20 protein-coding genes are annotated in these 25,685 nt (G+C 47.6%); 1 reads left to right on the top strand and 19 read right to left on the bottom strand.

Annotated features, from left to right (window positions below; genetic code table 11):
• Position 1 precedes the first annotated feature (1 nt).
• From Y696_RS11640 to nagZ, 4 genes are read right to left on the bottom strand one after another with little or no spacing between them, the layout of a single operon-like run.
• A complete protein-coding gene (locus Y696_RS11640; RefSeq protein ID WP_121510600.1) occupies positions 2-1,675 on the bottom strand; it encodes a glycoside hydrolase family 10 protein in 1,674 nt (557 codons plus the stop codon).
• Positions 1,676-1,693: 18 nt separating this feature from the next.
• On the bottom strand, positions 1,694-2,425 hold the full coding sequence (locus tag Y696_RS11635) for an SIS domain-containing protein (RefSeq protein WP_121510599.1): 732 nt from the start codon (positions 2,423-2,425) through the stop codon (positions 1,694-1,696).
• The gene (locus Y696_RS11630; RefSeq protein ID WP_121510598.1) at positions 2,425-3,030 is read right to left on the bottom strand and encodes a BPL-N domain-containing protein; all 606 of its coding nucleotides are present in this window, start codon (positions 3,028-3,030) and stop codon (positions 2,425-2,427) included. Before Y696_RS11630 ends, Y696_RS11635 begins: the two co-directional genes overlap by 1 nt.
• A complete protein-coding gene (nagZ, locus tag Y696_RS11625) occupies positions 3,027-4,556 on the bottom strand; it encodes a beta-N-acetylhexosaminidase (protein WP_147431786.1) in 1,530 nt (509 codons plus the stop codon). Before nagZ ends, Y696_RS11630 begins: the two co-directional genes overlap by 4 nt.
• Positions 4,557-4,804: 248 nt before the next feature.
• Between nagZ and Y696_RS11620 the strand changes: the two genes are divergently transcribed.
• A complete protein-coding gene (locus Y696_RS11620) occupies positions 4,805-5,572 on the top strand; it encodes a DeoR/GlpR family DNA-binding transcription regulator (protein WP_183084221.1) in 768 nt (255 codons plus the stop codon).
• An 8-nt stretch (positions 5,573-5,580) separates the two neighbouring features.
• Here Y696_RS11620 and Y696_RS11615 read toward each other — a convergent pair whose 3' ends face one another.
• From Y696_RS11615 to Y696_RS14360, 15 genes are all read right to left on the bottom strand, one after another.
• Positions 5,581-5,919: a PadR family transcriptional regulator gene (locus Y696_RS11615; RefSeq protein WP_259459939.1), complete on the bottom strand. Its 339-nt coding sequence runs from the start codon at positions 5,917-5,919 to the stop codon at positions 5,581-5,583.
• A 78-nt stretch (positions 5,920-5,997) separates the two neighbouring features.
• Entirely contained in the window at positions 5,998-6,840 is an 843-nt protein-coding gene (locus tag Y696_RS11610; RefSeq protein WP_121510594.1) for a PEGA domain-containing protein, read from the bottom strand.
• Between the two features lie 123 nt (positions 6,841-6,963).
• Entirely contained in the window at positions 6,964-7,899 is a 936-nt protein-coding gene (locus tag Y696_RS11605; RefSeq protein ID WP_121510593.1) for a hypothetical protein, read from the bottom strand.
• A gap of 87 nt (positions 7,900-7,986) precedes the next feature.
• Positions 7,987-8,154, bottom strand: coding sequence for a kelch repeat-containing protein (locus tag Y696_RS11600; protein ID WP_121510592.1), 168 nt, complete (start codon positions 8,152-8,154; stop codon positions 7,987-7,989).
• A 393-nt stretch (positions 8,155-8,547) separates the two neighbouring features.
• A complete protein-coding gene (locus tag Y696_RS11595; RefSeq protein ID WP_121510591.1) occupies positions 8,548-9,411 on the bottom strand; it encodes an SUMF1/EgtB/PvdO family nonheme iron enzyme in 864 nt (287 codons plus the stop codon).
• Positions 9,412-9,565: 154 nt separating this feature from the next.
• Entirely contained in the window at positions 9,566-10,402 is an 837-nt protein-coding gene (locus tag Y696_RS11590) for an SUMF1/EgtB/PvdO family nonheme iron enzyme (RefSeq protein ID WP_121510589.1), read from the bottom strand.
• Positions 10,403-10,555: 153 nt separating this feature from the next.
• The gene (locus tag Y696_RS14370; protein WP_259459938.1) at positions 10,556-12,262 is read right to left on the bottom strand and encodes a formylglycine-generating enzyme family protein; all 1,707 of its coding nucleotides are present in this window, start codon (positions 12,260-12,262) and stop codon (positions 10,556-10,558) included.
• 90 nt (positions 12,263-12,352) lie between these two features.
• The gene (locus Y696_RS11580) at positions 12,353-14,017 is read right to left on the bottom strand and encodes a hypothetical protein (protein WP_121510587.1); all 1,665 of its coding nucleotides are present in this window, start codon (positions 14,015-14,017) and stop codon (positions 12,353-12,355) included.
• A 207-nt stretch (positions 14,018-14,224) separates the two neighbouring features.
• Positions 14,225-15,649, bottom strand: coding sequence for a vWA domain-containing protein (locus Y696_RS11575; RefSeq protein WP_121510585.1), 1,425 nt, complete (start codon positions 15,647-15,649; stop codon positions 14,225-14,227).
• A gap of 146 nt (positions 15,650-15,795) precedes the next feature.
• A complete protein-coding gene (locus Y696_RS11570) occupies positions 15,796-17,565 on the bottom strand; it encodes a hypothetical protein (RefSeq protein WP_121510583.1) in 1,770 nt (589 codons plus the stop codon).
• 391 nt (positions 17,566-17,956) lie between these two features.
• Entirely contained in the window at positions 17,957-18,154 is a 198-nt protein-coding gene (locus Y696_RS11565; protein WP_121510582.1) for a hypothetical protein, read from the bottom strand.
• Positions 18,155-18,259: 105 nt separating this feature from the next.
• Entirely contained in the window at positions 18,260-19,774 is a 1,515-nt protein-coding gene (locus Y696_RS11560) for a formylglycine-generating enzyme family protein (protein WP_121510580.1), read from the bottom strand.
• Between the two features lie 153 nt (positions 19,775-19,927).
• Positions 19,928-22,177 (bottom strand): formylglycine-generating enzyme family protein, encoded by a 2,250-nt coding sequence (locus Y696_RS14365; RefSeq protein ID WP_259459937.1) that lies wholly within the window; start codon positions 22,175-22,177, stop codon positions 19,928-19,930.
• Between the two features lie 339 nt (positions 22,178-22,516).
• Positions 22,517-23,386: a hypothetical protein gene (locus Y696_RS11550; protein WP_121510578.1), complete on the bottom strand. Its 870-nt coding sequence runs from the start codon at positions 23,384-23,386 to the stop codon at positions 22,517-22,519.
• 295 nt (positions 23,387-23,681) lie between these two features.
• Positions 23,682-25,676, bottom strand: coding sequence for a formylglycine-generating enzyme family protein (locus tag Y696_RS14360; protein ID WP_259459936.1), 1,995 nt, complete (start codon positions 25,674-25,676; stop codon positions 23,682-23,684).
• Positions 25,677-25,685: the final 9 nt, after the last annotated feature.

The raw sequence follows: 25,685 nt of genomic DNA, 5'->3' as shown, positions 1-25,685 counted from the left end.
TTCACTTAAAAGCTTCCAGCATGGCGTTCTTGAGATTTTCGTTGCCGAACAGCGTTCCGAACCTGAAAAACATGATTCCGTCGGCCCCCGCGCCCCTGGCGTAGTATATAGCCTTCTGCAACTCGGTCGGCGAGAGATCGTAAGCCTGAATGCCCATCACGACTTTCGTATCGGACATCATCACGTCCCTGGTTCCGGTCGCCACGTCGGCGACCCAGTTTGCCTTCTCTCCGAAATCGAGATGGTACGTCATCGGGATAACTATATCGCATAGTTCTCCGAAATCAGCGTACCTCTGACCGTAGTGTACCATCGCGAATCCGTTGGAGGCGGCGTCTATGTCTCCACCTTCAGGCATAAGTGAGGCGCTGTAGATTATCTCCGGTTTCATGGACTCTATTCCGGCCTTGATCTCTTCTGTGAAGGCCCTTATATCGTCCATTCTCATCTCTACCCAGCGGTTTATATCGAAGTACATGAACTGCCTGTACAGATCGATGAACTTCTTGTTGTCGCCGATGGAGCTCCAGGTCTCTTTAGCAGTCTCCATGAGGAAATCAACGTCGAGTCCCTCGAGCCAGGCCCTGCCTATGTTGTAAGGTCCCCAGCCCCAGGCTCCGGTTGGATACCTTATATAGTCCAGATGGATCCCATCGACGTCGTACAGTATTATTACCTCTTTCATTAGATCGACCAGGTACTCTCTGTAACGGGTGTCCTGAACGAACTCCACCGTAGAGCCTGCCTTCTGCGGATCTGCGCCTTCTTCGATTGGAACGCCCCACATCTTGGATTCGGGGAACCTCTTGAGATATGCCTGGTCCTGGTTCACTACGAACCACGCGTGTATTCTGAGCCCGGCCTCTCTGCAGGCCGCCACGGTCTTTTCGAGTATAGTCGTATCGTCGATCTTCTCGTACGCGATCGCCGAAGGCCAGGAGACCTGCCCCGCCGTCCCCTTCACAAGCAGGAATACATCCGTGAAGCCCGCCTCTTTCAATTCGTTGACGGCACTGTCCACGCCGTAAGATATGAAATCGGTCGACCAGGCCCATACCGCCCTGATCTCTCCTTCGCTGCCCGGGATCTTCTCGATAACTTCGGGAGCGGCCTTCTCTACCGGCGGCCAGTTGGCGGGTCCGCTAACTTCTCTAAGCGAGGCGTAGTTGGGCATGCTGCCGTTGTCGTTCACCCAGCTCACCGATCTCGTCAGTACGTACAGAAGAATATCCGGTGTCATTACGGCCATACTCTCGCCGTTCAGCAGGAACTCCACCTGCGACGGAATGAGCGGGTCGGCCTCCAGCTTCGCCGTGATTTGTCTGGAAACCTCGTAAATATCCGGCCAGTTTATCATGCCGCCTATTTCGCCCTGGAGCTGCTTCTGTGGCGCCTTCACCTCGATGTACGGCACAGATGCAGGTAGCTGTCCAATCTTCTCTCCGTTGGCACCGTATATCGCCATCCATTTGGCCACCAGATACAGCGCCTCTTCCATCGAGACGCTCCTGTCGGTTCCCGGAATTTCGATGGTATCGGGAATCACGCGGCCCGAGTCGTTGATCTTCGTGTTCAGATTGATCGCCATTTTCATGATAGTCGCGCCGTCGAACTCGACCGCCATCAATCCTGCTGTCAACAGGAGAAGAACTAGAAGGATCAAGAACCTTTTCATACAAACACCTCCCTGTGTTTACAAGATCGGAATTATCTTCCGGTATATCTGTATCAGCTCGGAATTCTCCAGATCGCCGTTCTGCGTGTTGGCACTGCTGAAAACCGGTGGAAGCTCCCCCCTTTTCGAATACAGCCACGCCACCTGTCCGACGATCGAATTGAGTATGGTCGCCCCCACGGCCGTCGAGGCCGGCGCAACTTTTGTGTTCGAGATATCCAGAAGACCGTCCCCTATTGGAATATGGTTATCTATAACTACATCGGCAACCTCGAAAAGCCTCTTTCCGGCGGGGTTTCTGGGTTCCACCGAGGAAGAGTGGGCTATGGAGGTTATGCAGATCACGCTGGCGCCGAGTTCTCTGCCCCTAATTGCGGCCTCGACCGGGACGGCGTTGACCCCGGAGTTGGAAGCGACGATCATCACGTCGCCCTCCTTCAGAGAGTAACGCTCCAGTATCACCCGGGCCAGGCCGGGAAGCCTTTCGAGCTTGCTGGAACGCGCGGCGCTTTCGTGAAGCATGAGAGAAGTCTCGAGAATCGGGTAAATCGACACGAGACCTCCGGCCCGGTAAAACATCTCCTCGGCGAGCATATGGGAATGGCCGGTGCCGAACACATAAACCAGCCGGTTCCTTTGAAGCGCTTCGAATATGAGCTGTGCCGCCTTCTCAATTTTCGAATCTTCATTCTTTTCCACCGTTTCCAGAATCTTCTCCAGTCTGGAAAAATACTGCCTCCACAAATTCATCACTCCTCCCGGAAAAGGAAATCGATCGCTTCTTCTACCATGAACCGGGTGTTTTCCTTCAATTCTGGATGAAACCCGAAAAGAAAGTACCTGCCTCTGCCGGCCTGTCCCTTCACCGCGGCGATTCCATCTTTCATAACCCCGTCGAAACTATCGACGTAGACCGCAGCCACTTCCTCGCAGCCGTCGGGTTCGGCGCCGAAGATCGGTCCGTTTTCGTAGTGAACCACACAGGGCCGGCCCTCCCAGTTTATTTTCACGTCGCCGCAGCCCCTATCCCAGTTACCTATATCCAGCGCCTCTCTGGGGGAGAGATTGAAACCGGTTGTTTCGCTGTTGTAGGGCTGGAGGGCCAGATACGCTCCGGCGCAGATCCCCAGATACCTCCCGCCTTCGAAGACGTATCGGGTCAATTTTTTCAACACACCGCCACCGAACCGCGAACCGAAAGTCGTCGCCCTGCCGGCGCCTATAACCACCATATCGACTCGACCCAGATCGGTGGCTTCATCGAGCGTCTGCGCGAGGGAGAAACCGCGCTCGCTGAACACTGTCGTCAGAGCTTCCCTGGACTTCCCCTCCTCGGAAATCAGAAGGATGTTCATTTCAACTCTCCGCAGATAGCCATACAGGCTGCCTCGATCGACCCGGGAAGCAGTCCGAACGTCTTCATCGACGCACCGAAAGCTTCGAGAGTACCGACGTCGTAAGGGTCTCTTCCCGAAATGAGAATGGACTTCCCGCTCTTGCGGGCCAGACTTTCGAGTGTTTCCTTGAGCGGCTTTATTTGTTCAGAGCCCCTCGAGGCAGTTATCACTACCAGAGAAGTGTTCGAATCGACGAGTTCTTCCAGCACGACGAGCTTGTCGGGCGGTGTATCGTAACCGAGAGTATAACTGCGCTCTATCTTGAAGAAGCGGGAGACGATCCTCCTGGTTTCCGAGCTCGAGACCTCGACTTCGTTCAATCCCGTAACCGTGGGGCTCAACTCGACGAGCACTATCGCGGAATTCTTCTCCAGGGGTATGTCCCCGCCGTTTCTTCCGATCACCACGCTCTTTTCGGCAAGGGTCTTCTGCAAGAGATCATCGGGGGCGAACAGTACCTGTGAAAAGCCGGCGCGATAGTCGGGACGCGAGAGCTTCTCCCTGGTCTCTTCAATTCTCAAGAGACTTTCCTTCACGCGCCGCATCGGTATGGTTCCATCCTCCACAGCTCCCTTCAAAGCCTCGATCGCCCTCCTTTGAAGTTCGGGAGTGTGGCTGAGAAGAATCATATCTGCGCCGGCGTTGAAGGCATCGACCGTAGCCCGTTCTATTCCGTAGATCTTCTTCATCGCATCCATTTCCAGACAATCGGTTATGATGACGCCAGTGAACCCCAGCTCCTCCCTCGCAATGGTGGTGAGAATCTTTCTGGAAAGCGTCGCCGGCTTATCGTCGATCGAAGGATAGACTATGTGCGCCGTCATAAGGAAATCCAGATGACCCTCCCCGATCAGTTTTTCGAAGGGGAAGAGATGTACACTACGGAAGGTCTTTTCGGAAATCTCCACTACCGGCAGACAGAGATGGGAGTCCTCCCGGGTGGCTCCGTGGCCGGGGAAATGCTTGCCCGTAGTCAGAACGCCGGCCGAATGGAGACCCCTGCAGAACTCGGCGCCGAAGCGGGCCGTCTCGTGAGGATCGGCAGAAAAAGACCTGATTCCGATTATCGGATTGGCTGTCTCGCTGTTACAGTCGAGGACGGGGCTGAAGAACACGTTCACTCCGACTGCCGACGCTTCCCGGGCCATGCGGCTCGCCATGTCGTAAGCCATGGAAGGCCCGGCCTCCGTCAGACCCATATGACTTATCCCTCTGGTGAAACCCGGTACCAGTCTCTTCACCGGTCCGCCCTCTTCGTCGGACATGATGAAAGGGATAGATCCCGATCGCTCCCTTATAAAACCGATCAGATTCCATAGACTCGGCGGGTTCACGACGTTCCTGGCCGAAATGTTAATGGCCGATATACCCTCCTCGAGCAGATCTATGAGCGAAGGACCTATTGCTCCTTTTTCTTCGTTTAAACCGAAACCGAAAGAAAAGAAACGGCTTATTATCCCTGAATTCATACTTTTTATAAACACCACTCCAATGGACAAAGGATTTGCTTTTAATGATCGTTTATGATCTTATACTAATATTTCGATCAAAATAAACCAAACACAGAAACACACAGTAAAAACAAGAAAAAAGGCAAGAAAGACGGATAAACGTCTCTAATTGAATGAAAAGCAACGGAAAGATCGATACCCGCGAAAATACGATCCGAAACCGGGAATGTGTAGAGCGTTGTGTTATCATAAAATATCGTACCGTTGGGGGAGATCAGTCAATGACCAAACTGGAAAGACACGAAAAAATATTGAAACTGATAGCCAGCAACTCGAGCATAAGCGTGAACGAGCTCTGCAAACTCGTGAACACTTCCCACGCGACGATACGCAGGGATCTGGCCGAGCTCGAGAGCGAAGGGCTTCTCGAACGCTTCCACGGCGGTGCGGTCTTGAGCAGCAAGAAGAGGTTCGAGGTCTCTTTCAGCAGGCGTATCAACCAGCACAACGTGGAAAAGCTCAAAATCGCCGCGGCGGCGCTCGAAAGAATCGAAGACGGAGAGACGATAATACTCGACGCCGGCACCACGACTCTCCAGATCGCGAAACTGCTTGTCAAAAGCGGAAAGCACGTTCAGATAATAACCAACAGCATAGCGATCGCCCAGGAAACCGCCGATTACATAGATCCAGGCGTCACGCTGCTTGGCGGGAACCTCGACTGGCACAATATGTCGACCGTCGGTCTCGTCGCGATAGAGTATCTCAGAACCGTCATGGTGGATAAGGCCTTCATAGGGGCCAACTCGGTAGATATCGAGCGCGGGGTCTTCGCCGTGGACGAATCGAGCGCCTTTCTAAACAGGGCCATGGTAGCTTCGTCCAGACAGGTCTTCGTGGTCTGTGATTCCAGCAAATTCCAGAGAATCGCTCCCTTCAAATCGGTGGATCTAGACGAGGTCGATTGCCTGATAACCGACAACCTCATAGACAGAGAGACGGCCGCTAAACTCTACGGAAGGTTAAACCTGGTGATAGCGAAAGATTGACCTCCCGCTCAAGCCTTCTTAAGCTGTTCTATTCTCTTCAAAAAGCCGTTGATGTTGTCCCTGAACCTTCCTATCCTTATCTCGGCGTTCTTGAGGTATTCGAGGCCCGGCGTGGTAATCCTGTAAGTCTTTCTGGCCGGTCCGGCCTCCTCGGTGTCCCATTCAGAAGCTATCAACCCCATCTCTTCGAGGTTCGACAGCACGCGGTAGAGGTTCCCCATCTGACCGACGCTGAATATCGGGATCTCGAATTCCTCCAGCCTCGTTGAAAGCTCGTATCCGTGGGCCGGCTTCTCGGCTATGAGCAACAGCAGGTAAAGCTCTATCCAGGGCCTTCCCATCCCCATTCTACTTCCCCTCATATTTCTCGTCTCTCTCTCCTCTACCTGTCAAAAGCCTCAGTGATTATGGTGTTGTCCGCGACCTTATGGGTTGTTTTTCCTGCAATGTATCTTCCGCCCCAGGGGTCTTCCAGCGTGAAAGCTACCCCCTTCTACATTGACAAGCTCTCCGGGGTGAAGGGAGGAGACGTAATCGAGGTATTCCTCCGAAAAATCTGGGATCAATTCATAAGAACCATTGCCCGTAACTGTTATCTGCTTCACAGTCGGAGGCTCATAGCGCGATAGATCGGTCGCCTTCATCTCTACGCGGTGATCCGGACCGATCAAGACAACGGGCTCGTTTTTCTTTATAGTGTTCCCGTCTACTGTTACTTCCACATCGTCCGGAAAGTCAAAACTGACGGTGAATAGCTGGTATATCTTACCGTCAACGAAGTTCGCCTGCAGATCGATGGTTTCATTCTCGTTGAGTGTGAAAACATTCTGAAGGCTCTTGCCGCCGGAGTCTACTTTAATCGTTAGTTTTCCGACAGGAAAATTCGTGAGTCTTATATCCGTCTCCCCATAGTTGACTCCGTTTATGGATACCTTTGCAGAAGGGAAAGGAATGCTGTAAATATTTATAGTGCCTGTCTTCTGCCCCAGAACAACCTTCTTCTGTTCCGTTGGGATCTTCTCCTGCATTATCTTAGCTTGACTCAATTCAATACTCACAGACGTCGATCTGCCCGATTGCACAGTCACTACAACGCTTTTGTCCTCATAGCCTTGCTTCTGGGCGGTAAGCGTGTACGTTCCGGGTTCGAGTGATAGTATAAGCTGGCTTCCGACGACTGTTCCCTTGTGAACGCCATCCACGAGAATCTTGACCCCGTCTGAAGAGGTTAACGCAACATATCTGGGGGCTTCCGTACCAAACAACATAGTAAAACTTGCTACCACCGTAGCAGCAACAGTATCTTTTTCATGTGCTCACCCCTTTTGGCATTTGCTTATGTCTTATATGCCCACAGTTTATGGATTTCGGAACGTCTGTTCGCAACCGACTCAATAGATGATCATCTGAAAATCAACCGTGTCGCCATTTACAACTATTGATTTGGCTACAACTTCGTCTCCCCACTTCGCTTCTACGTGGTATTCACCGTTGGGTATGTCGTTAAATGCAACCTGCACCGGACTGCCGGCGGAAATATCCGTGAATGTCTGTTCCTTCGATACAGGGCCACTTATAGAAACCACGAGGTCGTGAGTCGTGAGGAAGAATATCTTTGTAAGTCCTACAGTGACCACGAGAGTTAGCTTTCCCGTTCCTTCTGAATAAGTGTTGTAGTTGGATGACTGAACATCTGTGTTGTACTGATAACTATCCGAGAACGGCGCAGATGTAGTGCTACTGATAAATCTGAGTTTTTCTCCGGTATATGGATCAAAGTTGAATTCCTTGGGGAATATCTGTTTTGTGATGGGATTGAATTTCATATTGCCTATGTCTTGGCCAAAAGAAACGGCTGTGATTTTGGACATATCAAGATCGTAGTTTTTCATTAGTTGTCCGGTAAATGAATCTACGTAATCTACGAATATTCTACTCAGATCCTCAGACACTACTAGATATAAATTGTCCGCTTTGCTATTACGCAGAGTTACTCTTATTAGGTTGTTCCTCCATCCATCTCCAAGTCTTTCAAGTCTACTGATATCTGACACCCTAACATCGAAGGATTGACTTTCAAGAGTTCTAGCGAAACTTAGGCTATCAGATAGACTAAATGCTGAGCCAGATCTCAAGTTTCCATTATAATAATAAAAGTTTTGGAATTTCAGAAACCGTTCCGCATGAATCACCTGACCATCGTTGAAAAAGACAGCGCAGCTCGTCTCCATTTCTGTAGCCAAAATCATTGCAGGAAGAACAAACAAACAAGAGAAATCATGACCAACATTCTTCTTATCATTTTCATACTCATTTCCCTCCTCCATCGAAATTCTCATTCTACAAGCATTTGGCATTCAACTCATAGAGCGTAAGTCAAGTAGTGTCCTTCTCTCAAAAACCGGTATTGGTGATCATTCGGTCGAATAAGCTTCTACTGAATTGAGCTCTATTACCGGATTCCCGTAGAGATAACCACCAATCAAATAAACCTTACTACCTACCGAAGCTGCCGCAAGCGCGCTCCTCTTTGAAAGAGAGGGATCTCCTTTCTGCCAGGAGGCGCTCAGTGGATAAAACATACAGACAGGAACCTATTCTTCATTATCTCACCACCATAAGTGAGGCCTCGCACTCAGAGTAAGCACGTGAAGACTCAGGCAATATACGGCAAGTAGTGCAATGCACTCATACGATTAATATAGCAGTTGTTACATACTATACAAAGTCAAATTTCCCCGTAGGTTCTTGTTGCCTCAGGTTGTTGGTGATTGTGGCTGATGTTCTGGGGGTTGTTTTATCCACCCTCGAGTCCCACTCTCATAAACGTGTCTTCCGGCCCGTCGATGGGTAGTCCAAAGGAACCGTTACTATCCTGAAGGCCATAGAACCTCCGATATCTGCTGCGTCTCCTCGCGCTTACGGGCTACTCCGTGCCCGGCGCTCTGAGACGCAGAATAATGAAAAAGCGTAAATCATGGTGCCGTCCTTGCAATACGGAACCCGAGGTTGTCGTACGTGTCAGTAGAGTCGCCGTAGTCGCGGTCAGCTACCCAAACGCTCGTCGCATCGCTGTTCCAGCCGCGGCCACGATACACCCGGTACGGATCATCTGAACTAACGTGGTGAACGAGCTGGGAATAGTTGTACGGATTTGTCTTTGGTGTCTCTGTGTACCATTGAAGTCCGTTACTGCACCACTCCCACACGTTTCCTGACATATCGTAGATACCCAGCTCGTTGGGCGCCTTCTTACCGACTTCCTGTGTCTTGCTCCCCGAATTCGAACTGTACCAGGCAACGTCATTTACGTTGTCGCTTCCTGCATACTTGTATCCCTTACTCTTGTTCCCACCTCTGGCTGCATATTCCCATTCGGCTTCAGTAGGCAACCTGTACCCTACAACCTTTGCTATGTCCGTCGTTACTCTCCCGTTTTTGTCCAACAAGTTTCCGTTATTGTCATATGCTTTCGGGAGTTTCTCTTTTTCACTCAACCAGTTACAGTAGTCGATGGCGTCCCACCAGCTCACGTTGATTACAGGTCTGGTTCCCCTTCCCCAACCCCAGTCGTTGGGTTTACTCCTGCCGGTAACATCACAGAAAGCGTCGTATTCGTCAAATGTAGTCTCATACTTGTTTATGTAGAAGTCGTACGTGAACGTCACCTTGTGGATTGGCTTTTCCATGCTACCTCCATCTCCCCACGTGTCGCCCATCGTGAAACTGCCTTTTTCGACAAGGATCATTCCTTTCGGCGCTTTTGAGCAGCTCACAACTATAAGTCCAAAGACTGTCAGTAGAAGAACTACACAGGTCAGTAGTAACGCTCTTCTCATTTTTCTTCCTCCCCAATTATGCAATATATATAAATTGTCATTTGAAGTCGACTTCAACCTAGTAGCGCCTTCTCGCGCCCCTGGGACACAAGCCCACGCCCCGGCGCTCGAAGCCGCAGCAAAGGGTAAAAATGTAAAAATACTAAAGTGTAAATCAGGGCACCGTCCTTGCAATACGGAAGCCCATGCCGCCGCCCGCGATAGTGGGATAGTAGACGTGGCGACACGCTACCTGTGCGTCATTCGCACCGTTGAAACAGCTACCGCCACGAAGCACCCGGCCGGAACCACTGTTGTTATACGGATTCGTCTGTGCCGAGCTGGAGTACCCTCCATAACAGTCACTGCACCATTCATATACATTTCCGGACATATCGTAGATACCCAGCTCGTTTGGCGCCTTCTTCCCGACTTCTTGAGTCATAAGCCCAAAATTTCGGTCATACCAAGCCACTTCATCCAAATAGTTGCTACCTGAATACCTATATCCTTCACTTACTTCTCCGCCTCTCGCGGCATATTCCCATTCGGCCTCCGTCGGTAATCTGTATCCGAGCACCTTCGACGGATCGGTCGTTATACTTCCGTTTTTGTCCAGCAAACTCCCGTTGCTGTCATATGCTTTGGGGAGATTCTCTTTTTCGCTGAGCCAGTTGCAGTAAGCGATAGCTTCGTTCCAACTCACGTTTATAACTGGCCTGTTTCCCCTTCCCCAATTTTCATCGTCTGGGCTGCTTTTTCCGGTAGCCTCACAGAAAGCGTCGTATTCGTCAAATGTAGTCTCATACTTGTTTATGTAGAAGTCGTACGTGAACGTCACCTTGTGGATTGGCTTTTCCATGCTACCTCCATCTCCCCACGTGTCGCCCATCGTGAAACTGCCTTTTTCGACAAGGATCATTCCTTTCGGCGCTTTTGAGCAGCTCACAACTATAAGTCCAAAGACTGTCAGTAGAAGAACTACACAGGTCAGTAGTAACGCTCTTCTCATTTTTCTTCCTCCCCAATTATGCAAGATATATAAATTGTCATTTGAAGTCGACTTCAACCTAGTAGCGCCTTCTCGCGCCCCTGGGACACAAGCCCACGCCCCGGCGCTCGAAGACGCAGCAAAGGGTAAAAATGTAAAAAAGCTAAAGTGTAATCAGGGCACCGTCCTTGTAATACGAAAACCCAGGGAGTTGCGCGTGAGAGTGGGCGAGTAGTTGTTGCGATACGCTACCCGTGCGTAAGTCGCATTGTCGACCCAGCTGCCGCCACGAATCACCCGGGCGGAACCACTGTTGTTATACGGATTCGTCTGTGCCGAACTGGAGTAGTCTCCATACCAATCGCTGCACCATTCCCATACGTTTCCGGACATATCGTACAACCCTAGCTCGTTAGGTGCCTTCTTCCCGACTTCCTGAGTCATTCCTCCCGAGTTCGGGTCATACCAGGCCACCTCATCTACATTGTCGCTCCCGGAATACCTGTAACCTTTGCTCTTTTTACCACCCCTCGCGGCATACTCCCATTCGGCCTCCGTCGGTAATCTGTATCCGACGACCTTCGACGGATCAGTCGTTACTCTTCCTTCTTTGTCCAGCAGATTTCCATTGGTGTCATAAGCCTTCGTAAGTTTCTCCTTTTCGCTCAACCAGTTGCAGTAAGCTATTGCATCCCACCAGCTCACATATATTACTGGTCTATTTCCTCTTCCCCAACCGCTATCGTTTGGTTCTTTTCTCCCAGTGATCTCACAAAACACGTCATACTCGCTAAATGTACACTCATATTTCGCAATGCAGAAGTCGTAATCGAATGTAATTGTGCTAGATTTCTCTGAAGCAACTTTCTGGTCTTCGTTGTTACTGCTTACCGTTGTGAAAGAACCCTTTTCGACTTTCACCATTTTCTGTATGGAAAAAGATGATCTTCGGATAGTAAACATCATTATTACAACGATGAGAGACCAAAACATGCCAGAGAACCCCAAAATAGTTTGCTCATAACTATAGTTGAAATATCTTGAGAATCCGCTTTCATTGATTCTATAACTAGCCAGATAAACTAGAATTATAATACTAGCTGCAAACAAGAAACCAGTTATCGAACTTGTAATACGCACTAATTTCCGATAAGCTTCATTGGAAATGAGGTTTATGAAGAAGAGAGCCAAAACAGCCAATGGAAAGAAAGGCTGAGCCTTGATCGCAAAAGCATAAAGAAAGTACTGATTTTGGAACGGCGTAAGACGAAATAACCGGCTACCCACTAGATAGAAGGGGTTTGTCAGAATTAGAATAAGCGCTATAATGCATAAACAAGTAATAAACACTGCCACAACTATTTCTCGTGTCTTATTCTTGCTAGCAATACTCACCAGCACTACAGGCAATGTAAAAATTATTGCTAAGATTATTGCCAAAGTCGCAGAAAGAGAGATTACTGAATTAACTAAACCCCATATACCTTCCTCTTCTGAATAATAGAAGCTACCATAGCGGTTATTACCTGCCCTAGAAGCGAATTCCAAAACAACTATAATAAGTACTACGTTAATCACCGTCGTTAATAGCGACAGAAAACTAAATACTATTCTGCTGGCTTTCTTAGGTATTAGTAAAAACAGAGAAAGAACAAAATATAAAATGGGAAAGAAAGGAAGGGAATTTAGCGCAAAGCACTGGAAAGTAAAACCCTCATTAGAAAACCACTTAAATACATCCCCGCTCGACCACTCACAAAATTCTTTCCCATCTTGCCAGAAGGGATTTGTTATTATCATGATGAAAATGATTACTGAATAGACTATAGTGATTTTTACATATTTTCTTATAAGCTTCTCCATGAGTTCTCTTGTGATCATGGTACATTACCCCTCCTTTTGGAAACGATTTCCCAATATTATTTCAATGAATAATTCGCACTTGATCCATAAGCCAGAGAAATCAGCAAATCAAGACTCCGGGTTTTCGAATTCCTCAAGACAGAGATTGATTTCAACTTCACTGGGGTTACTCGAGACTCTGAAAAGCCTTGCATTAAAACTCATCGGAGGTAATCCGGCAGAACTTTCCCACTGAACCCTATATGTGTAGTCGGGATCAGAAACCTCTGTAATGATGTACATTTCCCTCGTGTAGTAGGTTGCCACCACCAGAAGCGCGTATTTCCAACCGTGATCTTCCGGGACAAATTCGAGTCTAGCTTCTGTTCCTCCGGGGATACCGAATTCCACCCACTTATCGTCTTGGAGTGTGAATCCACCAATTGCCATCCATGAAATTGGCCAGGTATACTCAATTCCATAGGTGACATTTCCATAGGCTAGCTTTATTTCTCGAGTCGACTTTGCCGGAATAATCTGGCTACTATCGGGAATAGCTGCATTGCCTGTTTCCCCATAGATTCTTTCCAGCTCACTCAGGATTTCGTCTGATTTCACCAGTTCTTTTATATATCCCCTGACCAACTCGATATCATTATCGAAGTCCTTTATTACCTCTTTCTGTTCTCTGCTCTTCCACACCACAAACTTCTGCACTTTCTCCCCAAAGAAGTCTTTTCCTAGCTCCGCCGCATACATCTGGCTGTATAGCTCCATCATCGCGATTTCAATATACTCGCCGCTTCCGACCTCGCTTGACCATCGCAGCTCTCTCAGATGGTGCAATATGTCTCCGGATATGAGATGTCTGCCGAAGATTTCCTGCGCATCTATTCCACTCAGTATTGTCTCTATACTGAATTTGATGGCAAATCCCCAACCCAGAATCGGAATGGCAGAAACTCCTGCGGAACTCATAGCTCCCTTAATTACAGAGATAGCCGTCCCTGCAACATCCGCCGCTAAATCTATCTCGTCTATCTGATCAAAATATGCCGTTGCGAATCTTCTCATGTTCCCTTCATTTGACCAAGCCTCGAGGTCTTCAATCGCTTCGCATAGTGCTTCTTTGAAAAGGGGAGAGACCTCTAATGAATCTGTATTCTGGGCAATCTCCCTTTGCAGTGTCTTCAGTCTTCGCAGTGCGAAATCCATAGATAGCATATGAGCACTTACAGAATTGATCAATAACGGATATTTTGACCATTTCACGATCTCGCCAGCTATTCCTATCCCTTTGGAAACTGCATTCCACTGTGATGTGATGTTAGTGTCTACTCTGCCAAAGCGCTTTAGATAATTCAGAAATGTCCCCATTTCATCACTGCCGGGTACATACCTGTTATTCACGATCGCAGAGTAAATCGTGATTAACCAGTCCATAGCTTCCGAAGCATCTCCGCAAACCCCACCTATCCTGTCTATCTCTTCATAGCATTCTGAGATCAAGCTTATTGAGGGATCCAGGGTACCCAGCATAGCTATGTCTATAAGGGTCTCTTTGTACAACCTCCTGAGATTCCCTTCATCTTTCAGCTTGTCAAAGTAACTGGTCGTTCCGAAGAGGTAATCGAACATCGTCATCGGCTCTTCCACGAAGAAGGTATAGATTTCGTTTCCACCTCCCACATCAACCCTGTCTTTCGGGAAGTATAGTGTTCCTACATACAAAGAAAAACAAGGCGATGCTGCAACAAGTACAACCGTCAATAGAAGCATTACTCTTCTTTTCATTACTTTCCCCCCTCTTTTTGCCTTTTTTTGCAAGATTGGAGAAAATAGCTTAATTGTTTCGAGAGCTTACCGCAGTAACAAGAGTTTCAATCTGTCTGAAAGAACCAAATCCACAGTTTTCCAAAACCATTTGTTTCGGAGTAGCTATTCGTGTTCATGGAAGCTTTATCCGGATTCTTGACCGGAATATGGAATGATAACTCTTCCTCACTTTAGCTGGTTATACTTTGAGATAAGGTCGTTGTACGAACATCTTCCTTCGAAATAACGTTGTACCAGTAAGTTGTACTCATCGTAAGATGCTTTTTTTGCTTCTTGCTCACTCTTCTCAGTGTTTATTAAGGCCCTGTAGAAAACGAACGCTGTGGCAGTAGCTCCAATTACCACGGTGGGCACTATCATATCAGCATCGAAGAAATCAAAAAACATTGAAGCAGCCATACAAGCAGCCAAAGAAATCGGCCCTCCTAAAGTCACTCCAATCAAAATCGAATTAACAATAGCACTAAAGTAGTTGAGAGAAATCTCATAACTCAGCTTTCTCGGAACAAGCTCGTAGTAAGGATCCATGTTCCTAACCACTGAACTGAACTCTCTAGGAACCATGTTCTGGTCACCAACTCTGAAATCCACCGGTACAGTGCTTTCGTAAAGGGTTATGTATTGATTTGTTTGTCCAACCACAGTAGAATCGACATATAACGTTGAGTTCATATTGCTTCTGATTCTCAAACTTACTTTTCTTTCCGGTATCTGTATCGACATAGACTGGTTCCCAATGGTGATTTTGGTAGTTCTACCATCGTAGAACTTACAATTAGTGTAATACTCAAGGTAGTATTCATCCGTAAGTGCCATGGCAAGCCCGCGCATGCTTGATTCAATACCCGAACTGCCTAAATCCATAGTGTATCCACCACTTCTCTGAGATATCTCACTGTATCTGGTATCTTCAGTAGCTGGGGTTGTACCGTGGGAACCGAGAAGGCAGACAACGCTTATCTGATCCTCTGAAATCTTGCGAATGAGTGTGTTGTACAAATTTGAATTGGCAGATGATTGTGTTGTATCTTCATCCGTAATCATTATCATTAAGCGCAAAGCACCACTCTTAAAAGGTAATTTCGTCGCTTCGTACAGAGCCTCTATTTGCGCTTCATCCCCTCCAAAATTGTCGTCTAAGAGCAATTCAAGAAGATATTCAACACTGGAAGCATTATTTACGAAGTTTTCACCCTGATACTTGTAGATCTTGAAACTGCCTGAGTCACCAAATCCCGTTACTGCAACGCGATAATCCATTCCAGTCATTATGCTCAGGATACTTCGAACGGAGTTTTTAAGCTTCTCGACTTTGTCGTCCATACTTCCAGATGTATCGATGACAAAGACAATATCGACGGGCTTTACCATACCTCCTTGCGTCATTTCAAACCTCTGAACCTGGACCTTTTTTCCGTCTTCTAGAACCGTAGTCTGCAGGCTAAGTCTTTCCTGTGATCCAAATTTCAGCTTTATAAGCGGTAGCATTGTAAAGTCCTTTTCTTTGACAATCAACTCCGCGAAGGTCATTACCGAGAATAAGACCACAACAAAGAGAATTAGTACAATCCTTTGAAAAGTTCCCTTCAAAACCTCACCTCCAAACGAAAGCAGTTTTTGCTATGATTTCCCAGCAAACGGACGTCTTTGCAAACTAGCACTGTCTCATCATTAGGAACTGTTTATTACGGAAAACACTTACCAAAAAGCGAAAGTCATTGCTCTTCAAAAATTGGTCAAGGGTTGAAATCACCTTCACCATCTACAAGCTCATGTCCTTCCGAATTCTCTAATGTTTTCACTGCAATCTTTGTTTTCTGTCTTCGGTACTGAAAGACCATGCTCAATACAATGAGGATTAGCACTATGAGAGAAAAGTAGAAATACTGACTTCCGCCACTCAAATTCGCATATGTCGGCCTTACTGGCATTAGATCTATATCCAGTCTGTCCAAATAGAGAAACGAAGCTATTTGATCGAAGAGGTTTCTGGTAATAATCTCTATGCTTTGCACAAAAGCCCGTATATTCGTCCCGACGCTTTGAACTGAAGATGCTCCGGTTCCGGCAAATATCCCCGGGTCAACCATGTTCACTATGCTTGCCGCACTCGACACTGCCAGAGTCGCGCCCGCTAGTGAAGTCAATGTTATTACTATGAACTTTCTTATTAATACGCTTACAATAGCTCCTAATAATGAGATCCCGAACAACCACTCGATCGGGATGCTTCCAATAAGCTCTTTTGACATCATAAAGACAATAAATACATAGGTCATAACAAATCCGGCGAATCCAACCAGCAAATGGAGAAATGCCTTTCGTATGAAAATCGATGCAAGAAACGCTATAACGGTAAGGGCAGCAGTTATTGCCACATTATCACTCATGAAATAGACACTTATACCCACTATAGTGGGAAGAGACAATATGCCGATCAACCAGGCGCTGCTCCGGAGTATCCTGTATCCAAAGAAAAGCAACAAGATGCCTGCGATGACTAACCCACCATGGGTGAGGTAATCAATCGGTTCACCAGCGTAACCCAGTTCCATACGCAACTCTCGAATTACCTGCTCCGGCTCGATCGATCCATTTCTTGCCTGCAAAATTGCCTTTTCGACAATGGGCGTTACTTCTTCTATCGAATAATCATACATCGGGATCGATTCTGAGACGTAGTACATAAGCTCTATGATCTCTTTCTCATCCCAGTCCCTGTTATAAAATGCTATATCCACTGCCTTATCATAAAGGTTCAGCATCATATCCACTTCGCTTTCGCTCATGAGACCAGATGCTTCCGAAACCACTCCTACTATCTGCACTGCCATTTCTACTTCTGCTAGTTCTTCCTCGATTGCCATTGTTACTACTTGATCACAGAAGACCATCATCTCTTCAGATTCAAGCTTACCGTCTTTTGCCATTTCATAAACCGCTGTGGCAAGGATTATCTCTGTTTCTACCTGTCCAACAGTGCTTTCATAGGCATGATTGGCTGCAACTTGCACAGCGGATTTCAACATAGGGTATTCGTCCATTTCTTTCCAGATCTTCTTTCCCTCATCTACCGTCCAATCCTTGATTTCAGTTGCTTTATTCACCAGTTCTCTAGTATCCATGTTCACTATTTCGGAAGTCTTTTTCTCAATGTTTTCTATGGCCTCTTTGCCTTCCTTTTTTATCGTCTCTGATAACTGCTGAGAATAGTTCCCGACCTTATTTGAAGCATCTTCAACAGCATTTCCAACTGTGTTTCTTGCACTATCGTAAAGATTACCTGCTGTGTCCTTGACATTGTCATAAGTCTCTGACAATGTGTCTTTGGCTTTGTCGTAAATGTCTGAAACTGATTCCTTTGTCTTGTTGATAACATTTCCAGCAGACTCTTGAATGCTCTTTAAGGCGTCTCCAAGATTGAAAGCAGCCACAAGAATTGAAAGAAGAAGGATGAGACTCAAGGCTAACAGCTTTCGCCCAAAAAAATCGCGCTCGCTTTTCACTGCACCACCTCCCGCTATTGGGGGTACTGCACTTATGAATAGTCGTTTTCGACAAAATGCTGCTGATGAGAAGACAAGTGCAATGCACTCATACGATTAATATAGCACTTGTTACATTATTTACAAAGAGATGACCTAAGTAATTCGAATAAGTCTTTATGATTGCAGAAAAAGAGTCTTCCAATTTTGCTGAAAACTCGATTTTATGTATCAAGGAGAGCAAATAGAGGCTGACTACTAACACTTTTCCCTGATTTTGACTTTTGAAATTCATGAAAACAACCAGTAAAGCAAGAAAGAAAATATACGGACTGGCAACGCGAGTTTGTGCCCTTTTCCTTTTCTGGTCCTTTGGCTCTTCGAATACTTCCTTTTATCCTTTGCCCTGTTGTTATGTCAGCTTTTCAACGCTTCTGTCCTCTATCTCTTCGTATTCCAGAAAGACGCTCCAGTAAGTCCTCCCGGCGTTGATGAAGAACTCGACGCGATAGTTGTTAACCTTCTTGTCCAGCAGAAAAGCGTTGAGATCATTATCCGGAAACACTTCTCTCTCGTTGTCGAATGAAATAGTTATTATCCTGAAGGCCATATAACCTCCGGTACCTCCTGCGTCTCCTCGCGCTTGCGGGCTACTCCGTGCCCGGCGCTCGAAGCCGCAGCAAAGGGTAAAAATGTAAAAATACTAAAGTGTAAATCAGGGCACCGTCCTGCAAATACGGAAGCCCAGGAGGTCGTACGCGTAAGCGGGAGAGTAGCAGTCGCGAGCCGCTACCCGTGAGTAAGTCGCATTGTTGCCCCAGCTACCGCCACGACGCACCCGGTCGGAACCACTGTTGTTATACGGATTCGTCTGTGCCGAACTGGAGTACCCTCCATACCAGTCACTGCACCATTCCCACACGTTTCCGGACATATCGTAGATTCCCAGCTCATTAGGTGCCTTCTTCCCGACTTCTTGAGTCATTCCTCCCGAGTTCTGATCATACCAGGCCACCTCATCTACATTGTCGCTCCCGGAATACCTATAACCTTTGCTCTTTTTACCACCCCTCGCGGCATATTCCCATTCGGCCTCCGTCGGTAATCTGTATCCGACTACCTTAGACGGATCGGTCGTTATACTTCCGTTTTTGTCCAGCAAATTCCCGTTGCTGTCGTATACTTTGGGAAGTTTTTCTTTGTCACTCATCCAGTTGCAATAGGCGATAGCGTCGTTCCAACTCACGTTTATAACTGGCCTGTTTCCCCTTCCCCAATTCCTATCGTCTGCGCTGCTTTTTCCGGTAGCCTCACAGAAGGCGTCATACTCGTCGAATGTAGTTTCATACTTGCCTATGTAGAAGTTGTAAGTAAACGTGACCTTGTGGGTCGGTTTTTCATCGCTGTCTCCTCCACCCCAAGTGTCGCCCATCGTGAAGCTGCCTTTCTCTACCAGCAATAAATTTCCCTTCGCCGTCGTACTGCTTGTAACTATCGAGGGTATGCTATCTGGCACGTAGCCCTCCTTGAAGAATATCCTGTCTATCCTATCCTGATAAACCTCTATCACCGATCCAACGTCAAGCTCGATTTCTATGTCCTCCGTCTCGAGTATCCCCTGCACCGTGTCCCCATTCGTCATCTTAACTGTGGTGAGCGGATTGGCGTCCCCTATGAGCGTTATAGACTCGGTGGTGGCGAAGTCGAGCGGTATCTTCGCGTAAGTTGTGGAGATCGTTATGTCCTTAGTAAGTATCTGCCCGTGGAAGTAGTCCCCGTTCTTCAGCTGCATGAACTGCCTCCACTTCATTCCAGCCGTCTCCTGAGGCCTCTGCCTGAAGACTATCTTCAGGACCTTCTCGCGCCTTATCTCCAGCTGCGGTCCGTTCGTCAGCTTGAAACTAATGAAGGCGTCGTCTATGAACCCCGAGAAGCGGTTGTTGTTCACGGTGATTATGGATTCTATGTTGTTCGCTCCCCCTTCGAGGTTTATCCCGGCTATGTATTTGGTCTCTATCACTATGTGGGCGTAGGAGGTTCTTATAGAGAAGTTCTCGTTCACGACAGTGCCCGTCAGTTTGTCCCCGTTTCTCAGCAACAGTATGTCCACATCTTTCGGTCTTTCTGTGTCCAGAACCGTCTCTATCGCGGGCATAACCGGTTCCGTGTTCGCCAGTCCAAATGCTGCCAGAAATATGACGCAGAGTATAAGCAATACCGCTTTCTTCATTCCCACACCTCCCCACTTATGTTAGTTACAGATTTCTGTTCTCCGGTTATGTCAACCTTTGTCCCGTCTCATTCGCGCCACTGGTGCAGAAAACCGTGCACCGGCGCTCTGAGACTCAGCAAAGGGTAAAAATGTAAAAAAGCTAAAGTGTAATCAGGGCACCGTCCTTGCAATACGGAAGCCCAGGCGGTAGTACGCGTTAGTGGGAGAGTAGCTGCTGCTGCGATTCGCCACACGCGAGTACGTCGCACTGTCGCCCCAGCTACCGCCACGAAACACCCGGTAGGAACCAGCTGTATAGTTATACGGGTTGGTCGTTGGGCTCTTTGCGTAGTACCCGCTGTTATACCAATCGCTGCACCACTCCCATACGTTTCCGGACATATCGAATATATTCAATTCATTAGGTTGCGTCGTTCCGACATCGTGTGTATGTCCTCCTGAGTTGTCGCCGTACCAGGCTACAAAGTACACCTCGTCTCCTCCGGAATACTTGTATCCCTTACTCTGCTTACCACCTCGCGCGGCGTATTCCCACTCTGCTTCTGTAGGTAGTCTGTATCCTTCGACATAAGAAATGTCTACTGCAATTCTGCCATTCTTATCCAGAAGATTTCCTTGACTGTCATATGCCTTACTCAATCCTTCATTTTCACTAAGCCAGTTGCAGTAGGCTATCGCATCGTTCCAGCTAACATAGATTACCGGTCTGTTCCCTCTTCCCCAGCCTTTGTCATCCGGTTTACTCCTGCCGGTAGCGTCACAGAAAGCGTCGTACTCGTCGAATGTAGTTTCATACTTGCCTATGTAGAAGTCGTAGCTGAGCGTTACCTGGTGCACTGGCTTTTCATAATCGTATCCATCTCCCCAGGTGTCGCCCATAGTGAAAGTTCCGCCCTCTACATACACCATCTCTATTCCGGAGGGTGTCTTCAGAAAAGCTCCCACTTTTACCGTGCTGAACTTCCATATCTGACTCTCACTCCTGTTTCCCATATTGTCTTTGGCTATTACTTTCCAGTAATACTCTTTGCCTTCCTGAAGCCCGTCGTAGAAGAACATCCTTTCCGTCAGGTCTCGGGCTATGTATGTCAGGCTATCCCGACCGGTACCGGCGAGCACATCGTACGTAACGGTCCTGCCTTCCGTGTCTGGCATCTCCCACATTAGACTCACCCAGTCGTGACCGTGTGAAGGGATGATCTGTATATCTATTTCGCCGTCTTCGGGCATGGGATTTATCGGAGCCGGAAGCGGTTTCACTTCGGTCACCATCGTTTCCTCTTCGCTTCCCAGATAGTATCCGACATTCTTTATAAAGCTCCTGAACGTGCTGAGTCCTGAATCTATATGAGTCATCACACCTGGATCTTCTTTCTGCAGGTATTTCAGGTGCAGCCTTATGTAACCCGCCATCACACGGTAGTATGCGTTTTCGATTGCCGCTGCCCTCATTACTGCCCTTGCCATCCACGCGCTGTCGAATCTCCATTCAGCACTCTGTATCTCGGATTGTAGTTCGTCCAGATTTCTCGACAGGTCCACAAGCAGTCCTAGATGGATTATTGAAGCGTTCAGGAATAAATTGAGCCCTTCAACGTCCTCTTTTATCCCCCTGGGAGCGATTTCAACCGTTGCCAGGTCAAGCAGCGAGTCGTCTATTATCTCCAGGAGTCCTTGAATTGTGGACAACGTCGCCGGTTCGAGGACCAGCATCGTTGTGGATGCCTGCAGATTCATAATCTTGTTCATAGCGTCTATTAGCTTTATCTCGGAGTCGGCGAGCATTATTGCGTCCTTCTTCTTTTCCAGTACGTCCAGCAATTCTCTCGCCTCTTCAAGGCTGTTGTTATCGACTCCCGACATGGCAATATAAACGCTTATGAAGTCTTCCTTATCCGTAGCCAACGTATCCGCGATCGTATTCAGGCCCGCTGAAGTAAGTCCAAGGGCTATGGAGATCAGCTTCCCCGCCTCGAACACCGCCTTCACGCTTGCCGGCAGACTGGCTCCAAGAGAGAAGAGGTCTCCTACAAGCATAGTTATCCCCGTTCCGAGGAGCGCGCTTCCTCCTTCTACTAGCAGCGTGCCTATAGCCGTTCCCATACGCTTTGAAGAGATTTCGGCCAGTGTTTTGCTCCAGTAATCTGTCCAGTATTTCCAGTCTTGATTCCACCAATACCAATGCTTCCAGATGAAATAGATACCGAGGTTCTTGTCGTCTAGCTTCACCCTCCCGGTATCTGTCATTTCATAGACGGTGGGCAGGACATGATCTTGTAAATACTCGTCGTATGCCACTTTGAACGCCCGGTCTCCGAAAGCGAAGGCCTTTATCTCCGTGCTTGCAAGCGTGACACATAGAAAGCCAATCAGAAACAGCGTAAGGAATACTCGCTTCATTACCCCACCTCCATAAGTGAGGCCTCGCACTCGAAGTAAGCACGTGAAGACTCAGGCAATATACGGCAAGTAGTGCAATGCACTCATACGATTAATATAGCAGTTGTTATATTCTATACAAAGTCAAATTTCGTTCTGAAAATCCTGTTTCCACAGTCTTTTTCGTATTTGTAACTGATGTTCTGTAGTACGCTTATCTTCTCAGTTCTAATGTTTCGGTCTCATAAACGCATCTTGTGAATTGTCGATGGTTATGAGGATTATTTTGAGATCACGTTTATGGATTCTCTCACCGGATTCGCGATTTGTTCATGGGGTAGAGAAGTCTTGAACAGACAATTACCTTATTATCGTGCTTATCAGTTCATTCCTCCAATCTTCTGAATTCATGGTGCCTTTAGCGGGCCAGGTAATCGGTTTATCGGTATTTTTTCTCGACTCATCCAGATGAGAGTCGATAAATACATTTAGTGCAGCCTCAGGAACCTTATACTCTCTGTTCTCGTGTACTGTTTTACCATTTCTGATGTATTCTCTTATTCTATTAATTACAGGATCTTTACGATCGGATCTGACTTTCTCCTGCGAGCTACAGAAAACCAGGTTTATAGCTTTAGTGAAACCATCGGAGTGTTCGGTGGCCAATCTCAGTTTCTCATTGTCCGTGATCACTTCTTCGAGCATATTTATATTTCTCGCATTGAAGGGGTGTATGAACTTAACCTCAATGGCATACTGCACTTCTCTTTTGTACGTTGAATCATCTTTATGCTTCCTTTCTATCGAAAGCGAAGCATCTTTGTTTATCACACGCTTCAGAATCATTTCAAGGTCGGTAAATTCTGAATTTTCGCTATCATGAGTTTTTTCGAATACAGAAAGAACAAAATCCTTGTTTAGTACAACGAGATCGAAATTACCTCTATCACCGTATTTAGCTTCATTATCGATCGATGTAATCAAGATATCATTACCATATCCCTCAAGAAGTTTGCTTTTTTCATATCTGAAATTTGTGGGATATTCTAAATGAACAAGGGAAACAGCTATCCCATCTTTCCTGTGAACGAGTTCTTTGCTGCCTCCCTCCATGATATCTCTTTGAAGAGAAGCATGGATATCTGACTCTGTGAAGTAAAAGAAAGGATTCTCTCTGAATCTGTTTATCGTTTTCCTTATGCCATCATACACAAGCATTTCAACAGTCATTATTCGATCCCTCCAGTTATTTGGTTCCCGTAATTGACACACTCTCACTTGCTTTCAGCAGGACCTTTGAGAAACGGTGATTGCAGCGAGATGAAAGCTCATGACAAGAGCGGGCCTGCTGTTTTCCGAAATGAAGATCTGTACTCCAGATATGATTCCTCCTTTCTATGAGCGCGTTCTACAGTAGAAGAACTGCGCAGTGTAGGTCTTCATCTTCCCGTCTCCATTTTCTAAGGAATCGGGTCCACCAGTAAATGATTCTAAAAGTGTATTGAGAAAAAAGTATTTGGTTGTGTCAAGGAAGTTCGGATTGTTCGTTGGCTGTTCTGCATATGCGAAAGCCAACGGCGTTGCCCGCTGAAGAGGGCTCCAGATAATCGCGATGAGTTACCCGAGCGAAAGTCTCATTGAGTCCCGCGCTGCCGCCCCGCATGACCCGTTCGTAGTCGCCTTCGGTATTGTACGGGTTCACATTTGGGCTGTACCTGTAATAGTCTTCCTCGTACCAGTCGGAGCACCACTCCCAGACGTTGCCGGACATATCGTGGATTCCCAGCTCATTAGGCGCCTTCTTTCCCACTTCGTGCGTCTTGATTCCCGAATTTTCGGAGTACCAGGCGACTTCATCCACGTCGTCGCTTCCTGCATACTTATGACCTTCGCTCTTGTTACCTCCCCTGGCCGCATATTCCCATTCGGCTTCCGTAGGCAGCCTAAATCCGGGTACTCTTTCCAATTTGTCCGTAGCCTTTCCTGTGGCATCCAGGAGGCGTCCGTCATCGTCATAGGCCTTTGGGAGACCTTCTCTCTCGCTAAGCCAGTTGCAGAACTCCACGGCGTCCCACCAAGTTACGTTTATGATGGGCAAATCTCCCCTCCCCCAGTCCTCGTCGGAAGGAGGGATTCTTCCCGTGGCTTCACAGAAGACGTCGAATTCTGAGAACCTGACTTCGTGCTTGCCAATGTAAAAGTCATACGTAATTCTTACTTCGCGAACCGGTCTTTCGTCTATCAAGCCGTCGCCCCATGTGTCTCCCATTTTGAAGCTTCCTCTCTCGACGAGCACCAAGTCGGGAATCTCTCCGGCTGGAATAAATGGGGCCTCATTGGCCTGTCTTTCATTTATCTGTGAAAATGAATCTGCTTTTGTTTTTCGATCTGCCGCTCTGCAGATTCGAAAGCCCACGCCATTGTGGATTTCCATCGGTGAAAGTTCTTCTCGGCGAGCAATCTCTGCTAAACTGGCTGGTTTGAACCAGCATCCGCCCCGAATGACCCGGCCGCCTTCGCTTATTGAATGTGGATTTGTCTGTTCCGAACCGGCATAATCATCGAATCGATCTGAACACCACTCCCAAACGTTGCCGCTCATATCGTACAGGCCAAGTTCATTTGGCATCTTCATCCCAACTTCGTTGGCTACGAGCCTCTTCTCTTCACTCAAATCGGTCGGAGCTTCACTGGGTTTTTCATCGAACCAGGCAACAAGGCTTGGGTCATCGGAGCCGGAATATTTGTGACCTCGGCTCTCTTTCCCGCCCCTTGCCGCATACTCCCATTCGGCCTCGCTCAACAACCTGTATCCCCGTACTCTTGCTATGTCATTTGTCTTCTTCCCGTTTTCGTCCAGCAGACTCCCGTCTTCATAGTAGGCCGGAGGTAAGCCCTCCTTCTCGCTTAACCAGTTGCAGTACCAGGTCGCCTGGAACCAGTTCACGTTGATTACCGGTCTTCTTCCCCTTCCCAGGCCCTCATCTTCCGGTTCCGTTGCTCCTGTCTCCATGAAAAACCTGTCGTATTCCTCGAAGGTCACAGGATACTTGCCCACGTAGAGATCGTAAGTGATATTCACTCTGTGCGCCGGTTTTTCAACGTCGGCTCCGTCTCCCCAGGTGTCACCCATGACAAAAGAACCGCCCTCGACATAGACCAGTTCGTCTCCATTTGTTGTCTTTATCCCGGAATATTCAGTTTCGGCCGGCGTTAACTTCCCAAGCGCTAGTGCTATGCTTTCTATAGCCCAAGTCGCGGCCTCTTCATCCATGGAGCGGTTTTTTCTAAGTCGTCGGGAAAAACCTTCAATTGCAGCAGTCTGTGTAGAGGAGTCTTTGCTTCTCAGTAACTCTCTGAGCAAACCCTCTCTCAGAGCCGTTACGATAGCCATTATCTTGGTTTCAGATTCCCCAAAGGACGTTTTGAGCAAGGTCTCGATCTTATCCGGTTGATCGAGTATATCTACACCGTGCGTCTTCACCAGCTCTGTGAGTTGTTCTCTAACTCTTTCGTTCAAAGAGCTCAC

The organism is Mesotoga sp. H07pep.5.4, assembly GCF_003664935.1.
GTDB lineage: Bacteria > Thermotogota > Thermotogae > Petrotogales > Kosmotogaceae > Mesotoga > Mesotoga prima.
This window is presented reverse-complemented; position numbering and strand designations above follow the sequence as displayed.

Excerpts from the sequence above, each read along its gene's own strand:
- Y696_RS11580 (WP_121510587.1), bottom strand. The coding sequence starts at position 14,017 with ATGAAAAGAAGAGTAATGCTTCTATTGACGGTTGTACTTGTTGCAGCA.
- Y696_RS11630 (WP_121510598.1), bottom strand. The coding sequence starts at position 3,030 with ATGAACATCCTTCTGATTTCCGAGGAGGGGAAGTCCAGGGAAGCTCTG.
- Y696_RS14370 (WP_259459938.1), bottom strand. The coding sequence starts at position 12,262 with ATGATCACAAGAGAACTCATGGAGAAGCTTATAAGAAAATATGTAAAA.
- Y696_RS11610 (WP_121510594.1), bottom strand. The coding sequence starts at position 6,840 with ATGTTGTTTGGTACGGAAGCCCCCAGATATGTTGCGTTAACCTCTTCA.
- Y696_RS11615 (WP_259459939.1), bottom strand. The coding sequence starts at position 5,919 with ATGGGGATGGGAAGGCCCTGGATAGAGCTTTACCTGCTGTTGCTCATA.
- Y696_RS11640 (WP_121510600.1), bottom strand. The coding sequence starts at position 1,675 with ATGAAAAGGTTCTTGATCCTTCTAGTTCTTCTCCTGTTGACAGCAGGA.
- Y696_RS11550 (WP_121510578.1), bottom strand. The coding sequence starts at position 23,386 with ATGACTGTTGAAATGCTTGTGTATGATGGCATAAGGAAAACGATAAAC.
- Y696_RS11605 (WP_121510593.1), bottom strand. The coding sequence starts at position 7,899 with ATGGAGGAGGGAAATGAGTATGAAAATGATAAGAAGAATGTTGGTCAT.
- Y696_RS14365 (WP_259459937.1), bottom strand. The coding sequence starts at position 22,177 with ATGAAGCGAGTATTCCTTACGCTGTTTCTGATTGGCTTTCTATGTGTC.
- Y696_RS11635 (WP_121510599.1), bottom strand. The coding sequence starts at position 2,425 with ATGAATTTGTGGAGGCAGTATTTTTCCAGACTGGAGAAGATTCTGGAA.
- Y696_RS11595 (WP_121510591.1), bottom strand. The coding sequence starts at position 9,411 with ATGAGAAGAGCGTTACTACTGACCTGTGTAGTTCTTCTACTGACAGTC.
- Y696_RS11600 (WP_121510592.1), bottom strand. The coding sequence starts at position 8,154 with ATGTTTTATCCACTGAGCGCCTCCTGGCAGAAAGGAGATCCCTCTCTT.
- Y696_RS11620 (WP_183084221.1), top strand. The coding sequence starts at position 4,805 with ATGACCAAACTGGAAAGACACGAAAAAATATTGAAACTGATAGCCAGC.
- Y696_RS11560 (WP_121510580.1), bottom strand. The coding sequence starts at position 19,774 with ATGAAGAAAGCGGTATTGCTTATACTCTGCGTCATATTTCTGGCAGCA.
- Y696_RS11590 (WP_121510589.1), bottom strand. The coding sequence starts at position 10,402 with ATGAGAAGAGCGTTACTACTGACCTGTGTAGTTCTTCTACTGACAGTC.
- Y696_RS11565 (WP_121510582.1), bottom strand. The coding sequence starts at position 18,154 with ATGGCCTTCAGGATAATAACTATTTCATTCGACAACGAGAGAGAAGTG.